Here is a 23,768-nt window from a genome sequence, read left to right on the forward strand (position 1 = left end):
TGCCTGCTTTTTGTGTACACCAAAGGACAATTGTAGGAGTGAGCCTGCTCGCGATGACGGCCTATCAGACACCGAAGACTTATCAGCTCAAATACGACCCTCAGGCGCATACGGCGCCGGATCAATAATCGGCGCCCTGCCCAACATCACATCGGCAAACAACTGACACGACGCCGGCGCCAGCACCAGCCCGTTACGGTAGTGCCCGCAATTGAGCCACAAACCGTCGAACCCCGGCACCCGGCCGATGTAAGGAATCCCCTCCGGCGAGCCCGGACGCAGCCCGGCCCAGTGCCCGACCACTTCGGCATCGGCCAGCGCCGGCAACAGCTCGAGCGCCGAGGTCTTGAGGCTTTCCAGCGCGCCGTCGGTGGGCGTCTTGTCGTAGCCTGCGTGCTCCAGCGTACTGCCGATCAGAATATGCCCGTCGCGACGCGGAATCGCATAACGCCCCTTGGCCAGCACCATGCTCGGCAGGAAGTCCGCAGCGCATTTGTAGAGAATCATCTGCCCTTTGACCGGTTCCACCGGCAGCGTCAGCTTCAGGGTCTTGAGCAAGTCGCCGCTCCACGCCCCGGCGGTCAGTACCACCTGATCGCCAGCGATGACACCACCGGCCGTTTCAACCCCAATCACACGCTCACCGTCACGGGCGAAGCCGCTGACTTCGCACTGCTCGTGAATGGTCACGTTGGGCAACGCCTGCAACGCTGCTTTCAAGGATTTCACCAACCGCGGATTGCGCACATTGGCAACATCGGCCATGTAGATCGCGCGCGAAAAACCGCCGCCCAGCACCGGCACCGCGTCATGCGCCGCGGAGATATCCACAGAGCGCAGCGGGCGGTTTTCGCGCTCGGCCCACGCCAGTGCCTCGGCTTCGTCATCCAGGTCCAGCCAGTACAGGCCGGTAGTGTGCACTTCTGGATCAACACCCGTGTCGGCAAACAGCCGCGCGCCGAGCTGTGGATAAAAATCCTGCGACCAGTGCGCCAGCGCGGTGACCGCCGGGCTATAACGCCACGGGTACAGCGGCGACACGATACCGCCGCCCGCCCAGGACGATTCCTGGCCAAGGTGCGAACGATCCAGCAGCACCACGCTGCGCACTTCGGAGGCGATATTGTAGGCAGTCAGCAGGCCTATCACCCCGCCACCGACAATCACCACTTGCTGTTGCCTGGTCATGTTTGATCCAACCGTAAAAAAGACAGTGGGCGCAAAAGGCGCCCGAAAGAAAGCGCCTCAGCGGCCCCAGCAATCCTTGGTGGTCAGCCCGGTGGTCGCGTTGTTCATGCCCCTGACACCGGTGTTGGTCAGGGTGAAATCGCCGCATTTGTCAGTGGCCATCGACGTGCCGCTCTTGCGTGTTGCGGTCAGCACAAAGGTCTGGTCAGTGATCGTCGGCGTGAGGGTGTAGAAGTCATTGCCGGCACTCAGCCCGGTGACGCCGGTGTAGACATTGTTGCGGGTGTAGAACCGTTCGAGGATCTGCGCCTGTTCCGAGAGCAGCGATACCACTTCGGCGCGACGGCCCTTTTTCATGTACTCGGTGTAGCTCGGTGCGGCGATGGTAATGACGATCCCGATGATCGCAATCACGATCATGATTTCGATCAGGGTGAAACCTCGGTTGGTTCTGCGCATGCCTCAAACTCTCGCTTACTGGATTTGTCGCCACATGATACGACGGCTGCCGCCACCGCCCTTCTCCACGACGGTGGTGATGGCGCCACTGGAGTCGGTCAGAAGCTTGGTCTTGGCATCGGCGGAAACCACGTTAAGGGTCGGGATGCCCCCGGTGAACACCACGCCGCTGGATATCGTGTCATTGCTGTCGACCAAACGGTCACCATTGGTGTCAATCACGGCATAGTTGAGCATCTTACCGCTGAACGCCTCCAGTTCGACCAGTTTGCCGGTGCCGAAACTTGCACAGGGATCGGTGGTGTCGACGCTGGCCGTGGTAAACACGATTCGCCCGAGCACAAGGCTGGCCTGGTTGATGACCCGCTCGCCGGTCAGCAGGTTGTTATACACCAGAGGCAAATACCAGCCCTTCTCACCCGGATACGTCGTGTCATTCTGCGTGGTGGTCAGGAACTGCCCGGTGCTGCCGGAGAACGACCCGGTAATCGCCTGCGCCTGCAAACTGCTGACGGTAATTTGTCCCGAGCCGCCATCGGCATCCCATACCGAGTAGAACCCTTGCTGATCCTTGTTGCTCTTGTCGGCAGTTTCGTTGAATTTGCCGGTGCCGAAAAACACCTGCTTGCCGCCCTGGGGGTTATCCGCCAGCAGCGGTTGCGCGGTGATCGGCTGCGTCGCCCCACCCGGGGCGGTGAACAACGGTTTGCCGGCAAACGCCACGCCCCAGCTTTCCGGAGCCGTCGCACTCAAGTCGAATTTCCACATGCGCCCTTTCAAGTCGCCGCCATACGCCGCCTGCACCACGTTCGACGAATTGACCCTGAGCTCCACCGAGGACAGGCCATTGGTGGTTTCCGTGCCGTCGATAACAATCTTTTTGATCAACGATCCATCACGAACATCCAGTACGTACAACGCCGCGACACCGGAATTGCTGCCGTAGCCATTGGCAATGAACGCGGCCCAGCGACCATCGGCCAAGCGTGCCACTTCCGGACGGGCGTAGGCGTAACCCAGATCATTGAAAGCGTTGGCCGTGCTGGCGGTGGCCGGCGCGCTGACCTCCCACAGGGCACGAATTACGTTGCCTGCCGAGGCATCGAACAGTTGCAGCCCATAGAAGGTTTTACCGCCGGCACCGGTGCCGCCAATGGCCAGGGTTTTCCAGGTAGTGCCGGACTGCACGTCAAACACCCCGACCTGACCATCGACGAGAAACTTGTGGCTGACGCCGTTGACGTAGTTGGTATCGGCGATCAGGCGCAGCGACGGCAGCACGCTGGATGGCATGTAAGCATAACGGCGCGTGCCGTTCGCCGAATTGATCACGTTGACGAAACCATCGTTGGCGTTGACTACAAGACTGGTGTTCATGTTGGCCGCTTTGGTCGCCAGGTAGGTGGTGTAACTGGTATCGGCGGACAGATCGGACGCGGTCTTGTCCGAAGGCGATGCGAGCACCAGCGGCGAATTGATGATGTCGCCGAGCAACACGCTGCGCACTTTGAGCCCGGCTTTGTTGGTGCCCTTGCTCCACTCCACCAGATCATTGCCGGTGATGCCGGTGGGCAAGCCCTGATTCAGGATGGTCTGCTGCGCGGGGGAAAAGTTGCCGAAGGCCAGGGATATCGGCGCATTGCTCACGGTGTTCCACGACTGGTAAGTCGGTGCCGTGGCGGACGGCACAATGGTGGTGTCGGTGGACCATTGTGCGCTCGACGTATTCACCGTACCGGCCGAGGTAAAGCCGAACGAGCGGATCGTGCCGCGCCAATCCCTGGGATCGTAAGTGGTCTGATAAAAACTGCTGCCACTGCTCAACGAACTGCTACTGGCGACACCGGCCCCGCCGGAGCCAGCCTTGGAGGTAATGTCGCTCAATGCCGATGATAACGCCGCGTTGAGTCCGGAGCTGTCGGTGGCCTGGTAATACCTGCCCTGCCCATAACTGGCGGCGTCGGACAGCATGTCGTTATCCGCCGCGAAACCCACGGTGTAGGTGTTCATGTTCTGCTTGGGAAAATCCACCGCGTTCCAGCTTTTGCCGGCCGCATCGGTGCCGGTCGAGCGCATGTCGATGTCGAAGGCGAACTTGGCGATGTCATCCAGATACAGCGTATCGCCCTCACCGTCACCGTTGAGATTGTCGCCGTCATTGTTGACGCCATCCCAGTTCGGCAAGCGGCTGCCGCCCAACGGGTCGTTGGTCGGGAAGGTTCGGTCGTAGGTCGGCAAGCCGTCGGTAATCACCACGCCGTAGTTTTTCTGGCAGCGATATTGAATCGGGCTGGTGTAGGTGCTCGGCGTGCCGTTGTAGAAAGGCGCGATGCCGCGCATGTAACGGGTGATCTCGTAATAACTTTCCGCCAAAGGCGTGTTGGCCACCGCGTTCAAACCATTGATCGAAGAAATCAGCGCGTTGTAGTTGGTATCGGCCTGCGCCTGGGTCACGCTACCCGCGACCGGCGACAGATCGGTAATCGCGCGCGGGATGAAGCCACCGTTACCGGGGTTGGTGCTGGTGGCCGGGTTGAATGTCGCCAGCCCCATGCGCAAGGTACGGTTGCTGCTGACCAGCGCGGTGGACACGTTGCGTGCCACGTTCATCCGGTAATCGTTGGGAATCGCTCCTGTGGTGAAATCGCGGGTGCCGTTGCTGATCGCCAGACTGACGATGTAGGAAATGTAATCGGCGGAATAGCGGGTGTTCTCGTTGCCCACCGGGTCGGGCAGTTTCAGGCACAACGGTGCTGGGCTGTTGTTGTAAAACGCATAGGCGCCGCCGGAGCAACCCGAGTTCGGCAAGCTCGAGAGAAACACCAGGTCGCCGGTGATCTGCGGGGCGTTCAGGGCAGAGCAAAATCCAAGAAAAGTATTGCACTGCCGCGCAGGTGTGCGGTTGACGTTCGGATCAAACCCGGCGGCATAAATGATGCTGTTCATGCTCCCCGAATCGTCGATCAGCAGCATCACGTTTGGCGGCACGGCTGCTGCGCTCAGCAAAGGCGAGTCGGACGGCGTGAAGGCGTAGGCCGGCGAGCTCAGATAAAAACTCAGCAGCGTGCCGAGCAGCAACGTCCTGCAGCGCTCAAAACTTCGCATACACGCTCTCCAACACACTGCGCGAGCTACCGACGATACCGACAGCGGTGACTCGGTAGAGGGTCGCCGAGGTGTTGCTCGGCACGTTGACCGCGGTCAATGTCGTGCCGATGTTCTGCACCCCGTAAAAGCCGTTTCCGGCAGCGATCCAGGTTACCCCGGACGTCGAGTTGAGCCCCGCTGCGCTGACCACCGTCGATTCTGCCGGCGGCGCACATTGATTGCCGCTGCACACCACCAGTGAATAACTGTCCAGTTGCACGGCACTTTCGCCGATGCGCAACGCGGCCTCGGCAGCCTGGAACGATTGGTTGCGCAGGCTGACGCTGCCGGCCATTTTTTCCTGCAGGTTGGCACTCTGCATCGATGACAGGCCAATCAGGGTCAGCAGCAACAGGAACACCAGACTGACCAGCAAGACCATGCCGCGCTGCGCCTGCCGTTGATGCAGAGAGATCCTCATGCTGATGCCCTCACTGCAAGCGGTTGCGCAAGGCGGCAACCACGTTGAAGGTTTGGCTGGCGACCCGATTGTTCGGATCGGTGAGGGTCAGGCTCAGCCGCACGCTGCGAATGCGCGCCGCATCGCTGGGATTGGCGCTGTAAGTGGACGCGGCGATATCCGTCGCCGAACTGGCCAGTCCAAACATTACGCTGAAAGCGCTGACGTTATTCACCAGCACCTGTTGCGTCGGGTTGCCGCTGCCGGTGCCCATCAGGATCTGATTGTTGCTGAAGCTGTATATCAGCCGCCGGATCGGAAACGCGATCTGCCCGCTGGCGGCGGTTCGTAATCCGGTATACGCGACGGCGCTGTTGCGGCAATCGGAGAGCACCGTCCAGGTTGGCGTACCGCCAGCGTTGCCGACGTCGGCGGTGACCAGAGTCAGTTTCAGGTTGGCATTGTCCCAACTGATCGGCGCGAGCTGCGCCGCGTTGAAATCGCCGGCGCTGCTGGAGTCGGTGATGGTGCCGAGACAACCGAACATGCCGACCATGCGGATTTCCTGAATCATTTTGCTCAATACGAACCGCGCGTCTTCCTGCATCGCGGCGGCGCTGTTCTGGCTGACGTAAGTGTTTTTTGCGGCGATGAAAATCTGCACCACGCCGAGTACCACGATCAGGCCCAGCGCCAGGGCGACCAGCAATTCGATCAGACCGAAACCCTGTTGTCCACGCTTCATGGCGACACCACCGGATCGACCGCCGCGCGGCTGCTGAGGACGAAACTGCGCGCCGCCGTTGCGGTGTTGGCGGCCCGCGCGTCGTTCCAGGTGATGGTAATGGTGTACACGCGCTGATTGCGGGTGATGGTGCCCGTGGCGGTCGGGCCACCGAAATTGGCAATGTTGGTGGTGAAATCGTAGAGATCCTGATCCCGCGCAACCGAGAGATTGCCGGAAGTCGGCGGTGTGGCGGTGTAATCGGCGGCGGAATTGGCGCGGATACGGTCCATCATGTCGTAGGCGATGAAACTGGCCTGGCTGGTCATCCGCGAGCTGTCGGTGTACTTCAGCGCATTCAGCTGCACTGCCGCCGCGCCAAGCAAGCCGACCGTCAAAATCAGCAACGCGACCAGCACCTCGATCAGCGTCATTCCTCGCTGCGTCCGTTGACTCCCTGCCCTCATCCGCAATTTCCACCCAATTGAATTCGTCCGTTCAGACACACGTTCAGCGTCCTGCTTTGCGTACCCAGCGTGTAACCGATGACCACCGCCGTCGACGGCGCCGCCAGACCGCCGAGATTATTGAAATCCAGCGCGGTCACTCCTGAGGGTAGCGTCAGAGTCGCGCCGCTGCTCATCGCTGGAACAACCCGTAATACATTGGCCGGATTGCCAGTACTGTCGTAAACCGCCAGCTCACCGGTCCAGATGTTGCCGCCAGCGGTCGGGCGCAAACGGGTGGTGACCCCCCGGTTGATCGCCTCAAGGCGGGCGAAGTTGATTGCCCGTTGCAGGTCGCCCATCTCGGTATCGGCTTTGCTGCTCTGTATCGAACGGGTAAAGGCCGGAACCGCCAAAGTGATCAAAACCAGAAACACGGCGATCGCTACGAGCAACTCGATCAGCGTGAAACCTTTTGTACGAAGATCCATCGATGCCCTCCGTTGCCGTCGGCTATACCTGCTTCTACACGCTAGAACATTCAGCCGACCTGTGTCGGTTGATTTGCCCTGCCCGGCGCACGGAGCGCGCCATCCATCACGTTCCACGGAGGGAGTCTTCATGTCACAACACGGTTTCAGCCTGATCGAATTGCTTATGGGACTGGCGATCGGCGCAATTGTTCTGCTGCTGGTCAGCCCCGCGCTTGCCAGCCTCAGTGAATCCAGCCGCCGCGAGCAGGCGGCGCAGTCACTGTTCGAGGGCATGCGCAACGCCCGCAGCCAGGCCATTACGCGCAATCAGAGCGTGGTGATTCATGGCATCAACGGCGACTGGAGCCAGGGCTGGCGGATCATTCTCGATATCAGCGGAAAGGGAGAAAAGGACAGCGGCAATCCGCTGCTGGTGGAACAGGCGAGTGACGCACGGGTGCCGATTGTCGGCAATTGGGCAGTCAGTCGATATGTGCGCTTCAGCAGTCTGGGACAACCGCTGATGCCCGGGCGGGCGTTTCAGGCAGGGACGTTACACGTCTGCTCGATGCAGAAGCCGGTCAGCCAGCAGCAGATTGTGCTGGCCGCGACCGGTCGCGTGCGCCTGAGCCGCGCGAAGACGGAACAGGCGTTGTGTCAGAAAGCCGAGCGGGTCAGATCGAACGCACGCGCAGCTCTTTAGGCATCGAGAAGGTGATGTTCTCTTCGCGTCCGGCCAGTTCATCGGCGCCAGTGGCGCCCCAGGCCTGCAATTGCTGAATCACGCCGCGCACCAGCACTTCCGGAGCAGAGGCACCGGCGGTAATGCCGATCCGCTCGACGCCATCGAACCAGCTCTTTTGCATGTCTTCGGCGCCGTCGATCAGGTAGGCCGGAGTGGCCATGCGCTCGGCGAGCTCGCGCAGACGATTGGAGTTGGAGCTGTTCGGGCTGCCGACCACCAGCACCACGTCGCATTCGTCAGCCAATTGCTTGACCGCGTCCTGACGGTTTTGCGTGGCGTAGCAGATGTCGTCCTTGCGCGGGCCGCCGATTGCCGGAAAACGTGTGCGCAAGGCGTCGATGACGCGACTGGTGTCGTCCATCGACAACGTCGTCTGGGTGACGAACGCGAGTTTTTCCGGGTTGCGCACCTGCAGTTCGGCCACGTCTTTCTCGTCTTCGACGAGATAGATCGCGCCGCCATTGCTGGCGTCATACTGGCCCATGGTGCCTTCGACTTCCGGGTGCCCGGCGTGGCCGATCAGGATGCACTCACGGCCATCGCGGCTGTATTTGGCGACTTCGATATGCACCTTGGTCACCAGCGGACAGGTGGCGTCGAAGACTTTCAGGCCACGACCGGCGGCTTCATTGCGCACGGCCTGGGAAACGCCGTGGGCACTGAAGATCACGATCACGTCGTCCGGCACTTGATCGAGTTCCTCGACGAAAATCGCGCCACGACTGCGCAGATCCTCGACGACGAACTTGTTGTGCACCACTTCATGACGCACGTAGATCGGCGGCCCGAAAACCTCGAGGGCGCGGTTGACGATTTCGATCGCCCGGTCCACGCCGGCGCAGAAGCCACGGGGGTTGGCGAGTTTGATTTGCATGCTGTGCCTCGTGTCTTGCGCGCAAAAGCTATGAAAAACCATGGTAGGAGTGAGCCTGCTCACGATGGCGGTATGTCAGTCAACATCAATGTTGAATGTCAGGCACCCATCGCGAGCAGGCTCACTCCTGCATTTTCAGATCGCTTTGACTGAAATGATTTCCACGTCAAAGGTCAATGTCTTGCCGGACAGCGGGTGGTTGAAGTCGACGGTCACTTGCGCGTCGTCGAACTCTTTTACCACGCCCGGCAGTTCAGTATTGGCCGCATCGTTGAAGATCACCAGCAGGCCCGGCGACAGCTCCATGTCGGCGAACTGCGAACGCGGGATGACCTGGACGTTTTGCGGGTTCGGCTGGCCGAAGGCGTTTTCCGGCTCGACGGTCAGCGTGCGCTTGTCGCCGGCCTTGAAGCCGAACAGCGCCGCTTCGAAACCCGGCAGCAGGTTGCCGTCGCCGACCTTGAAGGTCGCCGGGGCTTTGTCGAACGTGCTGTCGACGGTGTCGCCGTTTTCCAGGCGCAGTGCGAAATGCAAAGTGACTTCCGTGTTCTGGCCGATGCGTTGCTCAGCCGATACCTGTTCAGTCATGAGCGGTCTCTTCGGTTTTCTTCGATTTGAACATGTCCAGCGCCAGCATGATCGCGCCGACGGTGATCGCGCTGTCGGCAATGTTGAACGCCGGGAAGTACCAGCGGTTCTGCCAGTGCACCAGAATGAAGTCGATCACATGGCCCAGGGCGACGCGGTCGTACAGGTTACCCAGCGCGCCGCCCAACACCAGCGCCAGCGCGATGGCCAGCCAGGTGTCGTTGCGGCCCAGACGCTTGAGCCAGACCACCAGCACACCGCTGACCACGATGGCGATCAGGGCGAACAGCCAGCGCTGCCAGCCGGAGCTGTCAGCCAGGAAGCTGAAAGCCGCGCCGGTGTTGTAGGCCAGGGTCCAGCTGAACAGATCGGGAATGATCACGATCTGCTGGAACATTTCGAGCCTGCCTTCGAAGTAGAACTTGCTGGCCTGGTCGATGACCAGAACCAGCAGGCTCAACCACAGCCAGCTCAACCGTCCGAAACGGCCAATGGCATCAGGCATAGTGACGAACCTCGCCAGTGCCGCTGATGTTGTCGACGCAACGACCGCAGATTTCCGGATGCTCCGGGTTCACGCCGACGTCTTCGCGGCAGTGCCAGCAACGGGCGCATTTCGGGAAGGCCGATTTGACGATCTTCAGTTTCAGCCCGCTGACTTCGGTTGCGACCGCGTCCACCGGTGCCTGAACAAACGGCGCAACGCTGGCGGTCGAAGTGATCAGGACGAAGCGCAGTTCGTTGCTCAGTTTTTCCAGATCGGCGCTCAGCGCGTCTTCGGCGTACAGCGTCACTTCGGCCTGCAGGTTGCCACCGACGGCTTTGGCCGCTCGCTGGATTTCCATTTCCTTGTTGACCGCCGCCTTGACCGCCATCACCCGGTCCCAGTATTCGCGGCCCAGTTCGACGTTGTCCGGCAGTTCGGTCAGGCCTTCGTACCAGGTGTTGAGCATCACCGATTCGTTACGCTCGCCCGGCAGGTACTCCCACAGTTCGTCAGCGGTGAAGGCGAGGATCGGCGCGATCCAGCGCACCAGCGCTTCGGAGATGTGGAACAGCGCGGTTTGCGCCGAACGGCGGGCCTTGCTGTTGGCGCCAGTGGTGTACTGACGGTCCTTGATGATGTCGAGGTAGAAACCGCCCAGCTCCTGCACGCAGAAGTTGTGGATCTTCGAGTAGACGTTCCAGAAACGGTATTCGCCGTAGTGCTCTTGCAGCTCGCGTTGCAGCAGCAAGGTGCGGTCGACCGCCCAACGGTCCAGCGCGAGCATTTCTTCAGCCGGCAGGAGGTCGGTGGCCGGGTTGAAGCCGCTCAGGTTGGAAAGCAGGAAACGCGCAGTGTTACGGATACGACGATAAGCGTCGGCGCTACGCTGCAGGATCTGGTCGGATACCGCCATTTCACCGGAGTAGTCGGTCGAAGCGACCCACAGACGCATGATGTCGGCGCCGAGGGTGTCGTTGACTTTCTGCGGCGCGATCACGTTGCCCAGCGACTTGGACATCTTGCGCCCGGCTTCGTCGACGGTGAAACCGTGGGTCAGCAGTTCGCGGTACGGCGCGTGGTTGTCGATGGCGCAGCCGGTCAGCAGCGACGAGTGGAACCAGCCACGGTGTTGGTCCGAGCCTTCCAGGTACAGGTCGGCACGCGGGCCGCTTTCGTGTCCCATCGGGTGCGAACCGCGCAGGACGTGCCAGTGCGTGGTGCCCGAATCGAACCAGACGTCGAGGGTGTCGCTGATCTTGTCGTACAGCGGCGCTTCATCGCCAAGCAGTTCGGCCGCGTCCATCTTGAACCAGGCTTCGATGCCTTCGACTTCGACGCGCTTGGCCACTTCTTCCATCAGTTCGACGGTGCGCGGGTGCAGTTCGCCGCTTTCCTTGTTGAGGAAGAACGGGATCGGCACGCCCCAGTTGCGCTGACGCGAGATGCACCAGTCCGGACGGTTGGCGATCATCGAGTGCAGACGCGCCTGGCCCCAGGCCGGGACGAATGTGGTGTCTTCGATGGCCTTGAGCGAACGCACGCGCAGGGTGTCACCGCTGGTGGGTTCTTTGTCCATGCCGATGAACCACTGCGCGGTGGCGCGGTAGATCAGCGGGGTCTTGTGGCGCCAGCAGTGCATGTAGCTGTGTTCGATGACCGTGGTGTGCATCAGCGCACCGACTTCGGTCAGCTTGTCGACGATCGCCGGGTTGGCCTTCCAGATGAACTGGCCGCCGAAGAACTCCAGCGACGGCACGTACACGCCGTTGCTCTGCACCGGATTGAGGATGTCGTCGTTGACCATGCCGTATTTCTTGCAGGTCACGAAGTCGTCCACGCCGTAGGCCGGGGCGGAGTGAACCACGCCGGTGCCCGCGCCCAGTTCGACGTAGTCAGCCAGATACACCGGCGACAGACGGTCGTAGAACGGGTGACGGAAGTTGATCAGTTCGAGTTGTTTACCGGTAGTGGTAGCGATGACCGACCCTTCGACGCCATAACGGGTCAGGCAGGCTTCAACCAGTTCCTCAGCCAGTACCAGCAACTTGTCGCCGATATCCACCAGCGCGTAGTTGAATTCCGGGTGAACGTTCAGCGCCTGGTTGGCCGGGATGGTCCACGGGGTGGTGGTCCAGATCACGATCGCGGCAGGCTTGCTCAGCGACGACAGACCGAACGCGGCAGCCAGTCTGGCTTCATCTGCGATCGGGAATGCGACGTCGATGGTCGAGGACTTTTTGTTCTCGTACTCGACTTCAGCTTCGGCCAGGGCCGAACCGCAGTCGAAGCACCAGTTCACCGGCTTCAATCCCTTGAAGACGAAACCGCCCTTGACGATTTCGGCGAGGGCGCGGATTTCACCGGCCTCGTTCTTGAAATCCATGGTCTTGTACGGGTTGGCCCAATCGCCGAGCACGCCAAGACGGATGAATTCGGACTTCTGCCCTTCGATCTGCTCGGTGGCGTAGGCACGGCAAAGTTCGCGGGTCTTGTCGGCGCCCAGGTTCTTGCCGTGAGTCACTTCAACCTTGTGCTCGATCGGCAGGCCGTGGCAGTCCCAGCCCGGAACGTACGGCGCATCGAAGCCCGACAGGGTCTTCGAGCGGATGATCATGTCCTTGAGAATCTTGTTCAGTGCGTGACCGATGTGGATCGTGCCGTTGGCATACGGAGGGCCGTCATGCAGAACGAACTTCGGACGATCCTTGCCAATCTCGCGCAACTTTCCGTACAGGCCAATACTGTCCCAGCGCTGCAGGATCTGCGGTTCGCGCTGTGGCAGGCCGGCCTTCATTGGGAAGGCGGTGTCCGGAAGGTTTAGCGTGGCTTTATAGTCGGTCATTTAAGGCTCTTCATTAGCGATGGGCGCTAGGTGCGGCTAGTGCACGGGCGGCGGCGACATCCGCGTTGATCGCCGTTTTCAGTGCCTCCAGGGAGGCGAAACGTTGCTCTTCACGCAGCTTCTGGTGGAAAACCACCGTCAAACGCCGGTCATACAGATCGCCGGCAAAATCTAAAAGATGGACTTCGAGGTGGGCCTTGCCATCACCTTGTACCGTGGGCCGTACGCCAATATTGGCGACACCGGGCCAGGTCTTGCCGTCGATATCGACATTCACCAGATACACCCCGGTGAACGGCACGCGACGACGCTTGAGTTGCACATTGGCAGTGGGCGTACCCAGTTGCCGGGCCAGTTTCTGGCCATGCAGCACGCGACCGGCGATCCGGTACGGGCGACCAAGCAAGCGTTCAGCCAAAGCGAAATCGGCCGCGGCCAGAGCGTTGCGCACTTGCGTGCTGCTGACGCGAATGCCGTCCAGCTCGACGGTTTGCGCGGCTTCGACGGTGAAACCGTGCATCTGCCCGGCCTGCAGCAAAAAATCGAAATCGCCGAGGCGATCGCAACCGAAACGGAAATCGTCACCGACCTCCAGATGCTGCACGCCGAGACCATCGACAAGGATGGTGTCGACGAACTCACTGGCGCTGAGCTTGCTCAAGCGCTGATTGAAGGCCAGGCACAACACCCGGTCGACGCCTTCGGCAGCCAGCAGTTGCAGCTTGTCGCGCAAGCGGGCCAGACGTGCCGGCGCAGTCTCGGGGGCAAAGAACTCCCGTGGCTGCGGCTCGAAAATCACCACGCAGCTGGGTACGCCCAACTCGAGCGCACGCTCACGCAGCCGGGCCAGGATAGCCTGGTGACCACGGTGAACACCGTCAAAGTTGCCAATAGTGGCGACGCAGCCCCGATGCTGGGGGCGCAAGTTGTGGAGGCCTCGAACCAGCTGCATAACGCGCTTCTTGCTCATAAAGTGGTCGATTATAACCACACCCGACGGCCGACGACAGGCAACACCGTAACGCAAAGTGATCGAGCCGACAAAACTGCCGGCCCACGCCTGTGGATAAAGGCAGAAACCTTAGCTCAGGGCCTTGCGATTGAAGTCACGCAGACGGAAACCGAGCAGCAGCAACATGCCGAAATAGGCCACCACGCCAGCAACCACCAGCGCGCCAAGACGCAGGAAGCGCTCTAGCATGTGCCCCTCATCCCACGCGGGCATGAAATGCATGCCCGCCAGCAATACCGCCGACATGACCGCAACCGCCACAACCAGTTTGAAGCCGAATTTGCCCCAGCCCGGCTGCGGCTGATACATCTTCTGCTTGCGCAATTGATAGAACAGCAGCCCGGCATTCAGGCAAGCCCCGGCACTGATCGCCAGTGCCAGGCCGGCATGGGCCAACGGACCGATCAACGCCAGGTTGAACAGCTGCGTGCAGACCAGGGTGAAGATGGCGATCTTCACTGGCGTGCGGATGTTCTGTTGCGCATAAAAGCCCGGCGCCAGCACTTTGATCACGATGATCCCCAGCAAGCCGACCGAATAGGCGATCAATGCACGCTGGGTCATCTCAGCGTCGAAGCCGCTGAACTGGCCGTACTGGAACAGCGAAACCGTCAGCGGCTCGGCGAGAATTCCCAGCGCCAGCGCGCACGGCAACACCAGCACGAAGCACAGGCGCAGACCCCAATCGAGAATCCGCGAATATTCGTGGCGATCCTTGTTGGCGTAGGTCTTTGCCAGCGTCGGCAGCAAAATCGTGCCGAGCGCCACACCGAGAACGCCGGACGGCAATTCCATCAAACGGTCGGCGTAATACATCCACGACACGGAGCCGGCGACCAGAAACGAAGCGAAAATCGTGTTGATGATCAGCGAAATCTGGCTGACCGAAACCCCGAGAATCGCCGGCAACATCTGCTTCATCACCCGCCACACGCCGGTATCGCGCAGGTTCAGGCGCGGCAGCACAAGCATGCCGATCTTTTTCAGGTGCGGCAGTTGATAGAGCAACTGCGCCAGACCACCGACCAGCACCGCCCAGCCTAGGGCCATGACCGGCGGATCGAAGTACGGCGTAAGAAACAACGCAAACACGATCATGCTGACGTTGAGCAGCGTTGGCACGAACGCCGGCACGGAAAAACGATTCCAGGTATTGAGGATGGCGCCGGCCAGCGAGGACAACGAGATCAGCAATATATAAGGAAAGGTCACCCGCAGCAGATCAGAGGTGAGCTGGAATTTTTCCGGCGTGTCGGTAAAACCCGGCGCCGTTGCCCAGATCACCCAAGGCGCAGCGAGCATGCCCAACGCCGTGACGAGCGCCAGCACCAGGGTCAGCAGGCCGGTCACGTAAGCAATGAACGTACGCGTCGCCTCTTCGCCCTTCTGGCTTTTGTATTCGGCGAGAATCGGCACGAAGGCCTGGGAAAATGCGCCCTCGGCAAAGATTCGCCGCAGCAGGTTGGGCAGCTTGAATGCAATAAAGAAGGCATCCGTGGCCATTCCGGCGCCGAATATGCGCGCGATCAACGTGTCCCGTACAAAACCCAGAACCCGGGAAAGCATGGTGATAGAGCTGACCGCGGCCAGCGATTTGAGCAGATTCATTGAGGGAATGGGTGCCTGTCGATAAACAGCAGGCGAACAATGCGCCTACTTGTGCGATACTCCGCGCCGCAACAGCACAGAGCCAAAGCTCGCGAGTTTACAGGTCAAGCGCCGGAAATAAATATCCCGCCTCTTTATACCTACCACTTAGCGGAACGATTCAAGTGCCCTTGACAAGACAAGTCTTCATCGGCATGATTCGCGGCCTATTTTGTTTGCTATTTCCTAAAAAGTCTTTCGAGGAGCTCGACGGTGGCCAACTCACCTTCCGCCAAAAAACGTGCAAAACAGGCTGAGAAGCGTCGCAGCCACAACGCCAGCCTGCGTTCCATGGTTCGCACCTACATCAAGAATGTAGTCAAAGCCATCGACGCAAAAGACGCTGAAAAAGCTCAAGCTGCATACGTTCTGGCTGTGCCAGTTATCGACCGCATGGCCGATAAAGGCATCATCCACAAGAACAAGGCTGCTCGTCATAAGAGCCGTCTGAATGGCCACGTCAAAGCGCTGAAAGAAGCCGCTTAATCGACGTAGTCATTAAAAAACCGACCTCAGGGTCGGTTTTTTATTGCCTGTGATTTGACCAGCTTCGCGAGCGAGACCGCGCCCCGCCCTCAAAGAGCCAGGCGCCGCCACGCACCCGACTAGCGTCAATCCAGCGGATTGAAAGAACGATTCATCGCCACGACGTCGTCATGGCCTGGGTTCGGACCGAGCAATTGGAAGTGCCGGGGCAACTCATCGCGTATGGCTGGCGCCCGCCCCTTGACCGCCAACGCCAGAGCCCGGCGCATGGTTTGCGCGTCGTAGTCACAGCAATAGCAAGGCGTGCACGGCTGCTGCCGCCAGGACTGATCAAGCGTACCGCCATCCACCGGATCAAAACCAACCTGATCCACCAAAGACATGACCGTCTCTTTGGCCTTTTGGTCATCCCCCGCTACGGCCGCTGCCAGACGACCCTCAGCACCTTGCGCACGACCCAGCTCAGCCAAGGTATAGGCCAGCAGGTTGTTGAAAGCCTTGATCACTGGACGCCCGATCTGCCGGGTGACCCAGATGCTTTCCGTCATTCCCTGATCGATCTCCTCAATCTTCGGATCGCGCAAACCGGGGTAGTAATTACTGGTATCGACAATCGGGACACCAGGGGACACAGAAGCAAACAGATCAGCAGGTAACGCACTCAACGCCGGCAGCGGTATCGACAACACGATCACCTCCACCCCGTCTACCGCACCTCGAATATCCGCAGGCTCCACTCCAATTTCTTCAGCAAACGCACGCACGCCCTCAACGCCTCTAGAGTTCGCCACACGGACCTCATGACCGGCAGCCTTGAGCTTGCGCGCGAGAACACCGCCAATATTGCCGGTGCCGATGATGCCGATTTTCATGATCCAAACCCCTCTTCAATGATTAGCTGCACCGATGTTAGGGGGCTGGTGTGATAATGGTAAGTACCGACCAAAAGGTGGGTAACTCACCTGCGAGGAAGAAATGGACCGAGAGTGGAACTGCGAAGACCCGCAAAATCGAAAGATCTGGGCCGAGGCAACGACTGAGACGCTTCGCGTACTGGAGGGGAAATGGAAAATCATCATCCTCTGCCAGCTGTTCGCGGCAAAGGGCGCGCTGCGCTTCTCGGATCTGGAGAAGCTGATCGAAGGGATCAATCAGAAAATGCTGATCCAGCAGCTCAAGCAACTGGAAAAGGACGGCATTGTGCTGCGCACGGTGTACCCGCAGGTGCCACCCAAGGTGGAATATCAGCTCACGCCCATCGGTCACGCGCTTGGGCCGTCAATCCAGGCATTGATCGAATGGGCAGAGATGCGCCGCGATCAGCGCTGAGCGCTTCAGGCTGCAATGGCCCAAATCCAAACGCCAGAATGCAGCGAGCCGGCCTGCAAAAAACTGCCGGACCGGCTCGCACATCGTTTGGGTTTGCAGCGCTTACTGCTGGACCGGCACCCACGGCAGGATCGGAATCGCCGTCACGGCATTCTGCGGACTGCCCTCAATCAAGCGATCGCTGTAGACCAGGTACACCAGCGTGTTGCGCTTCTTGTCGAGGAAACGCACCACCTGCATGGTCTTGAACACCAGCGAGGTGCGCTCCTTGAACACCTCGTCGCCATCCTTCAGCTCACCCTTGAACTTGATCGGCCCCACCTGGCGACAGGCGATCGACGCTTCCGCGCGATCCTCGGCCAGACCCAGACCGCCCTTCACACCGCCAGTCTTGGCGCGCGACAGGTAGCAGGTCACGCCCTCGACCTTCGGATCATCAAAGGCTTCGACCACAATGCGGTCGTTCGGACCGACGAACTTGAACACCGTCGATACCTGACCGATTTCTTCGGCCGAGGCCAGCAATGGCAGCGCCATCAGCAGACCCAACAATCCTTTCGCTATGCGCATCGAGCTTTCCTTAAACCAGAATCAGGTTGTCACGGTGAACCAGTTCCGGCTCCGCCATGTAACCGAGCAAACCGACAATCGCATCCGACGACTGACCGATGATTTTTTGTGCCTCCAGCGCGCTGTAGTTGGCCAGGCCGCGGGCGATCTCACGACCGTCCGGCGCCACGCAGACCACCATCTCACCGCGACGAAAGCTGCCTTGCACCAGTTTGACGCCCACCGGCAGCAGACTCTTGTTGCCTTGCGACAGCGCTGAGACCGCACCATCATCCAGCACCAGCGTGCCACGGGTTTGCAGATGCCCGGCCAGCCACTGCTTGCGTGCTGCGAGCATGCCGCGCTCAGGCGAGAGCAAGGTGCCGATGCGCTCGCCGGCTTTCAGGCGATCAAGCACTCGCTCCAGTCGCCCACCGACAATGATCGTGTGCGCACCGGAACGCGCCGCCAGACGCGCCGCGCGCAACTTGGTCTGCATGCCGCCACGCCCCAGCGCACCACCGGTGCCGCCCGCTACCGCGTCGAGGCTCGGATCATCGGCGCGCGCCTCGAAGATCATCTGCGCATCGGGGTTGTTGCGCGGATCGGCGTCAAACATGCCGTCGCGATCGGTGAGGATCACCAGCAGATCCGCTTCGACCAGATTGGCCACCAGCGCCGCCAGCGTGTCGTTGTCGCCGAAGCGGATTTCGTCAGTGACCACAGTGTCGTTTTCGTTGATCACCGGGATGACTTTCAGCTCGACCAGCGCGCGCAAAGTGCTGCGGGCATTGAGATAGCGCTTGCGGTCGGACAGGTCATCGTGAGTCAGGAGGATCTGCGCGGTGTGCCGGCCATGCTCGGCAAAGCTCGATTCCCACGCCTGCACCAAGCCCATCTGACCGATTGCCGCGGCCGCCTGAAGCTCGTGCATCGCACTGGGTCGCGCAGTCCAGCCCAAACGACTCATGCCGGCCGCTACCGCCCCAGAGGACACCAGCACCAACTCGACGCCAGCCTCATGCAAGGCCACCATCTGTTCGACCCAGACACTCATTGCCGCGCGATCGAGCCCTTTGCCATCCGCTGTCAGCAAAGCGCTGCCGATCTTCACGACCCAACGCTGCGCACCTGTCACCTTGCTCCGCATCATCTTCAACCTTAGCTTGAGGGCAGCACGACCTGACACCACCCATGACGTTAATCGTGGCTATTGCTGACCAACGATCGATTTCCAGATACCAAAACGCCGCTCGATTGAGCGGCGCTTAAGTTTACTGCAACGAATCAGTCACGCACGTAAATGATTTCCGGACCGTCTTCGTCATCCACATCTTCTTCGTCCCAGTCATCGTCGCCGATGTCATGGACCGACTTCACGCCGCTGCGACGCAGGGCACGCTTGTCATCCAGCGCCTGCAACTGCGCACGCGCTTCGTCTTCGATGCGCTGATCGAGATCGGCCAGCTCTTCCTTGTAGGCCGGGTCATTGGCCAGACGATCGGCACGATCTTCCATGTAACGCATGATGTCGTGGCACAGACGCTCGGTACCGATCTTGGCGATGGCCGAAATCACGTACACCGGACCGGTCCACTCCAGGCGGTCGACGATTTCCTTGACGCGAGCGTCGTGCTCTTCTTCAAGGATCTGATCGCATTTGTTCAATACCAGCCAGCGATCACGCTCGGCCAGCGACGGACTGAACTTGATCAGCTCGTTTACGATCACTTCAGCCGCGTCCGGAGCACTGGAGTCATCCAGCGGCGCCATGTCGACGAGGTGCAGCAGCAGACGAGTACGCGCCAGGTGCTTGAGGAAGCGAATGCCCAGACCGGCGCCGTCGGAAGCGCCTTCGATCAGCCCCGGAATGTCGGCAACGACGAAGCTCTTCCAGCGATCGACGCTGACCACGCCGAGGTTCGGCACCAGCGTGGTGAACGGGTAATCGGCGACTTTCGGCTTGGCGGCCGAGACCGAACGGATAAAGGTACTTTTACCGGCATTCGGCAAACCCAGCAGACCGACGTCGGCCAGCACTTTCATTTCCAGTTTCAGGTCGCGCTGCTCGCCCGGCTTGCCCGGCGTGGTCTGGCGCGGCGCACGGTTGGTACTGGATTTGAAACGGGTGTTGCCCAGACCGTGCCAGCCACCCTGCACCACCATCAGCTTCTGACCGGCCTTGGTCAGGTCGCCGATGACTTCCTGGGTGGCGGAGTCAATCACCGTGGTGCCGACCGGCACGCGCAAGATCAGGTCTTCGCCCTTCTTGCCGGTGCAGTCGGTGCTGCCGCCGTTGGAGCCACGCTCGGCATCGAAGTGCCGGGTATAACGATAGTCGACCAGGGTGTTGAGGTTTTCGTCGGCCATCATGTAGATGGAACCGCCGTCACCGCCATCACCACCGTTCGGGCCGCCGTTTTCAATGAATTTTTCCCGGCGGAAACTCATGGCACCGTTGCCACCGTCACCGGCCTTTACGCGAATCGATACTTCATCAACAAACTTCATAACCAACGCCTCTCGCCGTACGGACGAGCCGAAAAACAATCAAGACATAAGACTCTTGCAAAAATGAGCGCAGCGACCCCAAGACACGACCTGCATCGCACGCCGACAGCCCATACAAACAGCTTTGCAAGAGACTCACCCCACAAACGAAAAAGCCCCGTCGCAAGACAGGGCTTCTCCAGCGATCTCGCGATTAAGCCGCGATTACGCTCACGTAACGACGACCGAAGGCGCCCTTTACTTCGAACTTGATCACGCCTTCGATTTTAGCGAAGAGAGTGTGATCCTTACCCATGCCAACGCCGTAGCCAGCGTGGAATTGGGTGCCGCGCTGACGCACGATGATGTTGCCGGCCTTGATGACCTGGCCGCCATACATCTTCACGCCAAGGCGTTTGGCTTCTGAGTCGCGACCGTTACGGGTACTACCACCAGCTTTTTTGTGTGCCATGAGTTCAATTCTCCTAGTGAGGAATTAGGCTGTAATTAAGCCTGAATACCGGTGATTTTGATCTCGGTGAACCACTGGCGGTGGCCCATACGCTTCATGTGGTGCTTACGACGACGGAACTTGATGATGCGGACTTTATCGTGACGACCTTGGGAAATCACTTCAGCCTTGACGGTTGCGCCAGCAACAACGGGTGCGCCGATGTTCACGTCGTCGCCATTGGCGACCAGCAGAACGCGATCAAAAGTCACGGATTCGCCAGTAGCGATTTCCAGTTTTTCGATCTTCAGGTATTCACCTTCAGCGACCTTGTATTGCTTACCGCCGGTAACGATTACTGCGTACATGGTATTTCTCCGATAATCCTGCTCACCCAGCTCTTTATAAGAAGAGGTATTGGCTGGCATGGCTGCATGGGGCTGGAACGGCCCAAGTGCAATTGCGTAAGGCAGGTGCTGCCCAGGAAGTTCAGGGTGCGCGATTGTACGCAAGCAATCTGCGTCGCGCAAGTGGCCGTCCATCGTGCCTTGACAGGTCTGGATGGGGGTCCTAGCATGCCGCGCAACCCTTCTGGAGCGACTCTCGCTGATGCAACCCCAAGCTTTCTACCGCGCGGTGGCGGACGATTTTAGCGCCGTCGACGGCATCATCAAGAAGCAGCTGACTTCCCGAGTACCGCTGGTATCGAAAATCGGCGATTACATCACCTCGGCTGGCGGCAAGCGTCTGCGTCCTTTATTAGTGTTGCTGTGTGGCAAGGCCCTGGGTCGCGAAGGCGACGACATGCGTCTCCTGGCCGCCACCATCGAATTCCTGCACACCGCGACCCTGCTGCATGACGACGTGGTCGACATGTCCGGCATGCGCCGTGGCCGTTCGACCGCCAACGCCATGTGGGGCAACGCCCCGAGCGTGCTGGTCGGCGATTTCCTGTATTCGCGCTCGTTCGAAATGATGGTCGAACTGGGCTCGATGCCGGTCATGAAGATCCTGTCCCAGGCCACGCGCATCATCGCCGAAGGTGAAGTGTTGCAACTGTCCAAGGTGCGTGACGCCAGCACCACCGAAGAAACCTACATGGAAGTCATCCGCGGCAAGACTGCGATGCTCTTCGAAGCCTCGACCCATAGCGCCGCCGCACTGGCCGGTGCTACCGCCGAGCAGAGCGAAGCCCTGCGCACCTTCGGCGATCACTTGGGTGTGGCCTTCCAGCTGGTCGATGACCTGCTCGACTACAAGGGCGACGCGGAAACCCTGGGCAAGAACGTCGGTGACGATCTGGCCGAAGGCAAGCCAACCCTGCCGTTGATCTACACCATGCGCGAAGGCACGCCGGAACAGGCCGCACTGGTGCGCCAGGCGATCCAGAAAGGCGGGATCGAAGACCTGGAAAGCATCCGCATCGCTGTGGAAGCTTCCGGTTCGCTGGAGTACACCGCGCAACTGGCCCGCGATTACGTGGCCCGTGCGATTACCTGCCTCGAAGCATTGCCGGCCAGCGAATACCGCGATGCGCTGGTGGAACTGAGCGAGTTTGCGGTCGCCCGCACGCACTGATTGATCCCTCTGTGGGAGCAACGGTGCGACGATTCGACCTGCTCGCGAAAGCAATATGCCAGTCGATATGAATTTGACTGACACACCGCCTTCGCGAGCACTCTCGCTCCCACAGTCATTTGTGCGTTATCCCCTCCTTCGGCTAAAACCCTATACAATGTGCGCCCTTTTATCCTCCTGATACCCAAGGAACCTTAGTGAGCACGTTGCCACCCTGCCCGAAATGCAATTCCGAATACACCTACGAAGACGGTACGCAACTGGTCTGCCCTGAGTGCGCCCACGAGTGGTCTGCCGGCGGCGAAGCCGAAGTGGCGTCCACGGATGACGTGAAGAAAGATTCGGTCGGCAACGTCCTGCAGGACGGCGACACCATCACCGTGATCAAGGACCTCAAGGTCAAGGGCACCTCCCTGGTCGTCAAGGTCGGCACCAAGGTCAAGAACATCCGCCTGTGCGATGGCGACCACGACATCGATTGCAAGATTGACGGCATCGGTCCGATGAAACTCAAATCCGAGTTCGTCAGAAAAGTCTGAGCCTTGCGTCATCCATCCCGCGCCAGCCGTGGGATGGAGCTTCACCCTCCCCGCTTCGCGCCAACAAAACCAAACAATAGCCAAACGCCAGCCGTTTTGACCTGACACAACCTTTACCCGGAAAAGCCAGCCATCCGCCAATAGGCACTTGCTATTTGACGAATAAGAATTATTCTCATTGAAACCTTTCAAGGAGAAACGACCCATGACTTATTTGATCGACGCCTGGCTGGATCGCCCACACCCTTACCTCAGAATCCTCCATCGGGAAACCGGTGAAGTCTGTGCGGTGCTTGAGGAAGAAGCGTTGCATGAGCTGCAGGATCAGGGGGATCTGGACGTCAGCAGCCTCAATTCCAGCGAGCCGCTGGTACTCAAGGAGCTGGTACGCAATCTGTTCCTGTTCTGCTATGCCCGGGCGTTGCGCCCCAGCAGTGAACTGCACAACAAGATCGAACTATGAAACGCGGTAAAAACTGTAGGAGTGAGCCTGCTCGCGATAGCGGTGTGTCAGATAGCCAATCAACTACTGACAGGACGCAATCGCGAGCAGGCTCACTCCTACATTAGCCAGCCCGCCGCGAAGGCAGGCCCGGAATTACAGAACGTCCAGCAACTCGACGTCGAACACCAGAACGCTGTGCGGCGGGATGCTGCCAACGCCTTGAGCGCCGTAAGCCAGTTCGCTTGGCACGTACAGGCGCCATTTGCTGCCGGCATTCATCAGTTGCAGCGCTTCGGTCCAGCCGGCAATCACGCCGCCGACCGGGAATTCTGCAGGCTGGCCGCGCTCGTAGGAGCTGTCGAACACAGTGCCGTCGATCAGCGTGCCGTGGTAGTGCGTGCGCACCTGGTCTTCACGGGTCGGCTTGGCGCCGTCGCCCTGGGTCAGCACTTCGAACTGCAGGCCGGAAGCCAGCGTGGTGATGCCTTCACGCTTGGCGTTTTCCGCCAGGAAAGCCAGGCCTTCACCAGCGGCAGCTTCAGCCTTGGCAGCCGCTTCAGCTTGCATGATTTCGCGGATCACCTTGAAGCTGGCGGACATCTCTTCCTGACCCACACGGCTTTCCTTGCCGGCGAAGGCATCGGTCAGGCCAGCCAGAATCGCGTCCAGGCTGACGCCCGGTGGCGGGTTGTCGCGCAGCTGGTCACCCAGCTGACGGCCAATGCCGTAGCTGACGCGGGTTTCGTCGGTGGACAGATTTACTTCGGACATGACACTGCTCCGCTGTGCGGACGGCCACAAGACGTGCCGTGCGAGCACAGCGCGTCCCGGCGCGCCCGGAACCAAAAGGGCGAGCAGACTAGCACAGA

At 60.0% G+C, this 23,768-nt stretch carries 26 protein-coding genes; 6 read left to right on the forward strand and 20 right to left on the reverse strand.

The genetic code is table 11. The features are described from left to right. Window positions 1–87: 87 nt before the first annotated feature. Genes thiO through BLU52_RS20730 form a run of 7 tightly spaced genes read right to left on the reverse strand, consistent with a single transcriptional unit; the run spans window position 88 to window position 6,855 of the window. Window positions 88–1,188, reverse strand: coding sequence for a glycine oxidase ThiO (gene thiO / locus BLU52_RS20700; RefSeq protein WP_090286406.1), 1,101 nt, complete (start codon window positions 1,186–1,188; stop codon window positions 88–90). 57 nt (window positions 1,189–1,245) lie between these two features. Next, a complete protein-coding gene (locus BLU52_RS20705; RefSeq protein ID WP_090286408.1) occupies window positions 1,246–1,647 on the reverse strand; it encodes a type IV pilin protein in 402 nt (133 codons plus the stop codon). 15 nt (window positions 1,648–1,662) lie between these two features. Further along, the gene (locus tag BLU52_RS20710; RefSeq protein ID WP_090286410.1) at window positions 1,663–4,752 is read right to left on the reverse strand and encodes a pilus assembly protein; all 3,090 of its coding nucleotides are present in this window, start codon (window positions 4,750–4,752) and stop codon (window positions 1,663–1,665) included. Further along, the gene (locus tag BLU52_RS20715; RefSeq protein ID WP_090286412.1) at window positions 4,739–5,215 is read right to left on the reverse strand and encodes a pilus assembly PilX family protein; all 477 of its coding nucleotides are present in this window, start codon (window positions 5,213–5,215) and stop codon (window positions 4,739–4,741) included. The genes BLU52_RS20710 and BLU52_RS20715 overlap by 14 nt, the downstream gene beginning before the upstream one ends. 10 nt (window positions 5,216–5,225) lie before the next feature. Beyond that, window positions 5,226–5,939 (reverse strand): PilW family protein, encoded by a 714-nt coding sequence (locus tag BLU52_RS20720; protein WP_090286414.1) that lies wholly within the window; start codon window positions 5,937–5,939, stop codon window positions 5,226–5,228. Further along, a complete protein-coding gene (gene pilV, locus BLU52_RS20725) occupies window positions 5,936–6,385 on the reverse strand; it encodes a type IV pilus modification protein PilV (RefSeq protein WP_090286416.1) in 450 nt (149 codons plus the stop codon). The genes BLU52_RS20720 and pilV overlap by 4 nt, the downstream gene beginning before the upstream one ends. Beyond that, window positions 6,382–6,855: a GspH/FimT family pseudopilin gene (locus tag BLU52_RS20730; protein ID WP_090286418.1), complete on the reverse strand. Its 474-nt coding sequence runs from the start codon at window positions 6,853–6,855 to the stop codon at window positions 6,382–6,384. The genes pilV and BLU52_RS20730 overlap by 4 nt, the downstream gene beginning before the upstream one ends. Before the next feature lie 130 nt (window positions 6,856–6,985). On the opposite strand from BLU52_RS20730, the gene BLU52_RS20735 reads away from it, so the two are divergent. After that, the gene (locus BLU52_RS20735) at window positions 6,986–7,540 is read left to right on the forward strand and encodes a GspH/FimT family pseudopilin (RefSeq protein ID WP_090286420.1); all 555 of its coding nucleotides are present in this window, start codon (window positions 6,986–6,988) and stop codon (window positions 7,538–7,540) included. Here the strand turns inward: BLU52_RS20735 and ispH are convergent. The 6 genes from ispH to murJ all read right to left on the reverse strand — a co-directional run bounded on the left by ispH (window position 7,512) and on the right by murJ (window position 14,993). Next, complete coding sequence (ispH, locus tag BLU52_RS20740) at window positions 7,512–8,456, reverse strand: 4-hydroxy-3-methylbut-2-enyl diphosphate reductase (protein ID WP_090286422.1); 945 nt, start codon at window positions 8,454–8,456, stop codon at window positions 7,512–7,514. The two genes, BLU52_RS20735 and ispH, sit on opposite strands and share 29 nt — an antisense overlap. A 135-nt stretch (window positions 8,457–8,591) precedes the next feature. Further along, window positions 8,592–9,044, reverse strand: coding sequence for an FKBP-type peptidyl-prolyl cis-trans isomerase (gene fkpB, locus BLU52_RS20745; RefSeq protein WP_090286424.1), 453 nt, complete (start codon window positions 9,042–9,044; stop codon window positions 8,592–8,594). Next, complete coding sequence (gene lspA, locus BLU52_RS20750; RefSeq protein ID WP_090286426.1) at window positions 9,037–9,549, reverse strand: signal peptidase II; 513 nt, start codon at window positions 9,547–9,549, stop codon at window positions 9,037–9,039. Before lspA ends, fkpB begins: the two co-directional genes overlap by 8 nt. Further along, on the reverse strand, window positions 9,542–12,373 hold the full coding sequence (ileS, locus tag BLU52_RS20755; RefSeq protein ID WP_090286428.1) for an isoleucine--tRNA ligase: 2,832 nt from the start codon (window positions 12,371–12,373) through the stop codon (window positions 9,542–9,544). Before ileS ends, lspA begins: the two co-directional genes overlap by 8 nt. Before the next feature lie 13 nt (window positions 12,374–12,386). Continuing rightward, window positions 12,387–13,325 carry a bifunctional riboflavin kinase/FAD synthetase gene (gene ribF, locus BLU52_RS20760; RefSeq protein ID WP_167359910.1) on the reverse strand — a complete coding sequence of 313 codons (939 nt, stop codon included), beginning with the start codon at window positions 13,323–13,325 and terminating at the stop codon, window positions 12,387–12,389. A 129-nt stretch (window positions 13,326–13,454) separates the two neighbouring features. Beyond that, a complete protein-coding gene (murJ, locus tag BLU52_RS20765; RefSeq protein ID WP_090286433.1) occupies window positions 13,455–14,993 on the reverse strand; it encodes a murein biosynthesis integral membrane protein MurJ in 1,539 nt (512 codons plus the stop codon). A gap of 252 nt (window positions 14,994–15,245) precedes the next feature. Here murJ and rpsT point away from each other — a divergent pair, with 252 nt between their 5' ends. Then, window positions 15,246–15,518, forward strand: a complete 273-nt coding sequence (rpsT, locus tag BLU52_RS20770; RefSeq protein ID WP_003228351.1) for a 30S ribosomal protein S20 — start codon at window positions 15,246–15,248, stop codon at window positions 15,516–15,518. 125 nt (window positions 15,519–15,643) lie between these two features. On the opposite strand, the gene BLU52_RS20775 is transcribed toward rpsT, so the two are convergent. Then, a complete protein-coding gene (locus BLU52_RS20775; protein WP_090286435.1) occupies window positions 15,644–16,390 on the reverse strand; it encodes an NADPH-dependent F420 reductase in 747 nt (248 codons plus the stop codon). A gap of 103 nt (window positions 16,391–16,493) precedes the next feature. On the opposite strand from BLU52_RS20775, the gene BLU52_RS20780 reads away from it, so the two are divergent. Then, window positions 16,494–16,847 (forward strand): winged helix-turn-helix transcriptional regulator, encoded by a 354-nt coding sequence (locus BLU52_RS20780; protein WP_090286437.1) that lies wholly within the window; start codon window positions 16,494–16,496, stop codon window positions 16,845–16,847. Window positions 16,848–16,949: 102 nt separating this feature from the next. On the opposite strand, the gene BLU52_RS20785 is transcribed toward BLU52_RS20780, so the two are convergent. The 5 genes from BLU52_RS20785 to rplU form a co-directional block, all read right to left on the reverse strand. Continuing rightward, window positions 16,950–17,417, reverse strand: coding sequence for a CreA family protein (locus tag BLU52_RS20785; RefSeq protein WP_090286439.1), 468 nt, complete (start codon window positions 17,415–17,417; stop codon window positions 16,950–16,952). A gap of 10 nt (window positions 17,418–17,427) precedes the next feature. Next, window positions 17,428–18,546, reverse strand: coding sequence for a glutamate 5-kinase (proB, locus tag BLU52_RS20790; protein ID WP_090286441.1), 1,119 nt, complete (start codon window positions 18,544–18,546; stop codon window positions 17,428–17,430). Between the two features lie 137 nt (window positions 18,547–18,683). Beyond that, complete coding sequence (cgtA, locus tag BLU52_RS20795; RefSeq protein ID WP_090286443.1) at window positions 18,684–19,907, reverse strand: Obg family GTPase CgtA; 1,224 nt, start codon at window positions 19,905–19,907, stop codon at window positions 18,684–18,686. A 193-nt stretch (window positions 19,908–20,100) separates the two neighbouring features. Continuing rightward, window positions 20,101–20,358: a 50S ribosomal protein L27 gene (gene rpmA, locus BLU52_RS20800; RefSeq protein WP_016773121.1), complete on the reverse strand. Its 258-nt coding sequence runs from the start codon at window positions 20,356–20,358 to the stop codon at window positions 20,101–20,103. Window positions 20,359–20,393: 35 nt separating this feature from the next. Next, window positions 20,394–20,705, reverse strand: coding sequence for a 50S ribosomal protein L21 (gene rplU, locus BLU52_RS20805; protein ID WP_007924746.1), 312 nt, complete (start codon window positions 20,703–20,705; stop codon window positions 20,394–20,396). Between the two features lie 241 nt (window positions 20,706–20,946). On the opposite strand from rplU, the gene BLU52_RS20810 reads away from it, so the two are divergent. The 3 genes from BLU52_RS20810 (at window position 20,947) to BLU52_RS20820 (ending at window position 22,917) form a co-directional block, all read left to right on the forward strand. Further along, window positions 20,947–21,915, forward strand: coding sequence for a polyprenyl synthetase family protein (locus tag BLU52_RS20810; RefSeq protein WP_090286445.1), 969 nt, complete (start codon window positions 20,947–20,949; stop codon window positions 21,913–21,915). Between the two features lie 197 nt (window positions 21,916–22,112). Continuing rightward, window positions 22,113–22,454 (forward strand): zinc ribbon domain-containing protein YjdM, encoded by a 342-nt coding sequence (locus tag BLU52_RS20815; RefSeq protein ID WP_090286447.1) that lies wholly within the window; start codon window positions 22,113–22,115, stop codon window positions 22,452–22,454. A 205-nt stretch (window positions 22,455–22,659) separates the two neighbouring features. After that, on the forward strand, window positions 22,660–22,917 hold the full coding sequence (locus BLU52_RS20820; RefSeq protein WP_090286449.1) for a PA4570 family protein: 258 nt from the start codon (window positions 22,660–22,662) through the stop codon (window positions 22,915–22,917). Between the two features lie 135 nt (window positions 22,918–23,052). Here BLU52_RS20820 and BLU52_RS20825 read toward each other — a convergent pair whose 3' ends face one another. Continuing rightward, window positions 23,053–23,670, reverse strand: coding sequence for an FKBP-type peptidyl-prolyl cis-trans isomerase (locus BLU52_RS20825; protein WP_090286451.1), 618 nt, complete (start codon window positions 23,668–23,670; stop codon window positions 23,053–23,055). Between the last annotated feature and the right edge of the window lie 98 nt (window positions 23,671–23,768).

This window comes from Pseudomonas granadensis, from assembly GCF_900105485.1.
Classification (GTDB): domain Bacteria; phylum Pseudomonadota; class Gammaproteobacteria; order Pseudomonadales; family Pseudomonadaceae; genus Aquipseudomonas; species Aquipseudomonas granadensis.

Excerpts from the sequence above, each read along its gene's own strand:
- thiO (WP_090286406.1), bottom strand. The coding sequence starts at position 1,188 with ATGACCAGGCAACAGCAAGTGGTGATTGTCGGTGGCGGGGTGATAGGC.
- BLU52_RS20705 (WP_090286408.1), bottom strand. The coding sequence starts at position 1,647 with ATGCGCAGAACCAACCGAGGTTTCACCCTGATCGAAATCATGATCGTG.
- BLU52_RS20710 (WP_090286410.1), bottom strand. The coding sequence starts at position 4,752 with ATGCGAAGTTTTGAGCGCTGCAGGACGTTGCTGCTCGGCACGCTGCTG.
- BLU52_RS20715 (WP_090286412.1), bottom strand. The coding sequence starts at position 5,215 with ATGAGGATCTCTCTGCATCAACGGCAGGCGCAGCGCGGCATGGTCTTG.
- BLU52_RS20720 (WP_090286414.1), bottom strand. The coding sequence starts at position 5,939 with ATGAAGCGTGGACAACAGGGTTTCGGTCTGATCGAATTGCTGGTCGCC.
- pilV (WP_090286416.1), bottom strand. The coding sequence starts at position 6,385 with ATGAGGGCAGGGAGTCAACGGACGCAGCGAGGAATGACGCTGATCGAG.
- BLU52_RS20730 (WP_090286418.1), bottom strand. The coding sequence starts at position 6,855 with ATGGATCTTCGTACAAAAGGTTTCACGCTGATCGAGTTGCTCGTAGCG.
- BLU52_RS20735 (WP_090286420.1), top strand. The coding sequence starts at position 6,986 with ATGTCACAACACGGTTTCAGCCTGATCGAATTGCTTATGGGACTGGCG.
- ispH (WP_090286422.1), bottom strand. The coding sequence starts at position 8,456 with ATGCAAATCAAACTCGCCAACCCCCGTGGCTTCTGCGCCGGCGTGGAC.
- fkpB (WP_090286424.1), bottom strand. The coding sequence starts at position 9,044 with ATGACTGAACAGGTATCGGCTGAGCAACGCATCGGCCAGAACACGGAA.
- lspA (WP_090286426.1), bottom strand. The coding sequence starts at position 9,549 with ATGCCTGATGCCATTGGCCGTTTCGGACGGTTGAGCTGGCTGTGGTTG.
- ileS (WP_090286428.1), bottom strand. The coding sequence starts at position 12,373 with ATGACCGACTATAAAGCCACGCTAAACCTTCCGGACACCGCCTTCCCA.
- ribF (WP_167359910.1), bottom strand. The coding sequence starts at position 13,325 with ATGCAGCTGGTTCGAGGCCTCCACAACTTGCGCCCCCAGCATCGGGGC.
- murJ (WP_090286433.1), bottom strand. The coding sequence starts at position 14,993 with ATGAATCTGCTCAAATCGCTGGCCGCGGTCAGCTCTATCACCATGCTT.
- BLU52_RS20775 (WP_090286435.1), bottom strand. The coding sequence starts at position 16,390 with ATGAAAATCGGCATCATCGGCACCGGCAATATTGGCGGTGTTCTCGCG.
- BLU52_RS20780 (WP_090286437.1), top strand. The coding sequence starts at position 16,494 with ATGGACCGAGAGTGGAACTGCGAAGACCCGCAAAATCGAAAGATCTGG.
- BLU52_RS20785 (WP_090286439.1), bottom strand. The coding sequence starts at position 17,417 with ATGCGCATAGCGAAAGGATTGTTGGGTCTGCTGATGGCGCTGCCATTG.
- proB (WP_090286441.1), bottom strand. The coding sequence starts at position 18,546 with ATGCGGAGCAAGGTGACAGGTGCGCAGCGTTGGGTCGTGAAGATCGGC.
- cgtA (WP_090286443.1), bottom strand. The coding sequence starts at position 19,907 with ATGAAGTTTGTTGATGAAGTATCGATTCGCGTAAAGGCCGGTGACGGT.
- rpmA (WP_016773121.1), bottom strand. The coding sequence starts at position 20,358 with ATGGCACACAAAAAAGCTGGTGGTAGTACCCGTAACGGTCGCGACTCA.
- rplU (WP_007924746.1), bottom strand. The coding sequence starts at position 20,705 with ATGTACGCAGTAATCGTTACCGGCGGTAAGCAATACAAGGTCGCTGAA.
- BLU52_RS20810 (WP_090286445.1), top strand. The coding sequence starts at position 20,947 with ATGCAACCCCAAGCTTTCTACCGCGCGGTGGCGGACGATTTTAGCGCC.
- BLU52_RS20820 (WP_090286449.1), top strand. The coding sequence starts at position 22,660 with ATGACTTATTTGATCGACGCCTGGCTGGATCGCCCACACCCTTACCTC.
- BLU52_RS20825 (WP_090286451.1), bottom strand. The coding sequence starts at position 23,670 with ATGTCCGAAGTAAATCTGTCCACCGACGAAACCCGCGTCAGCTACGGC.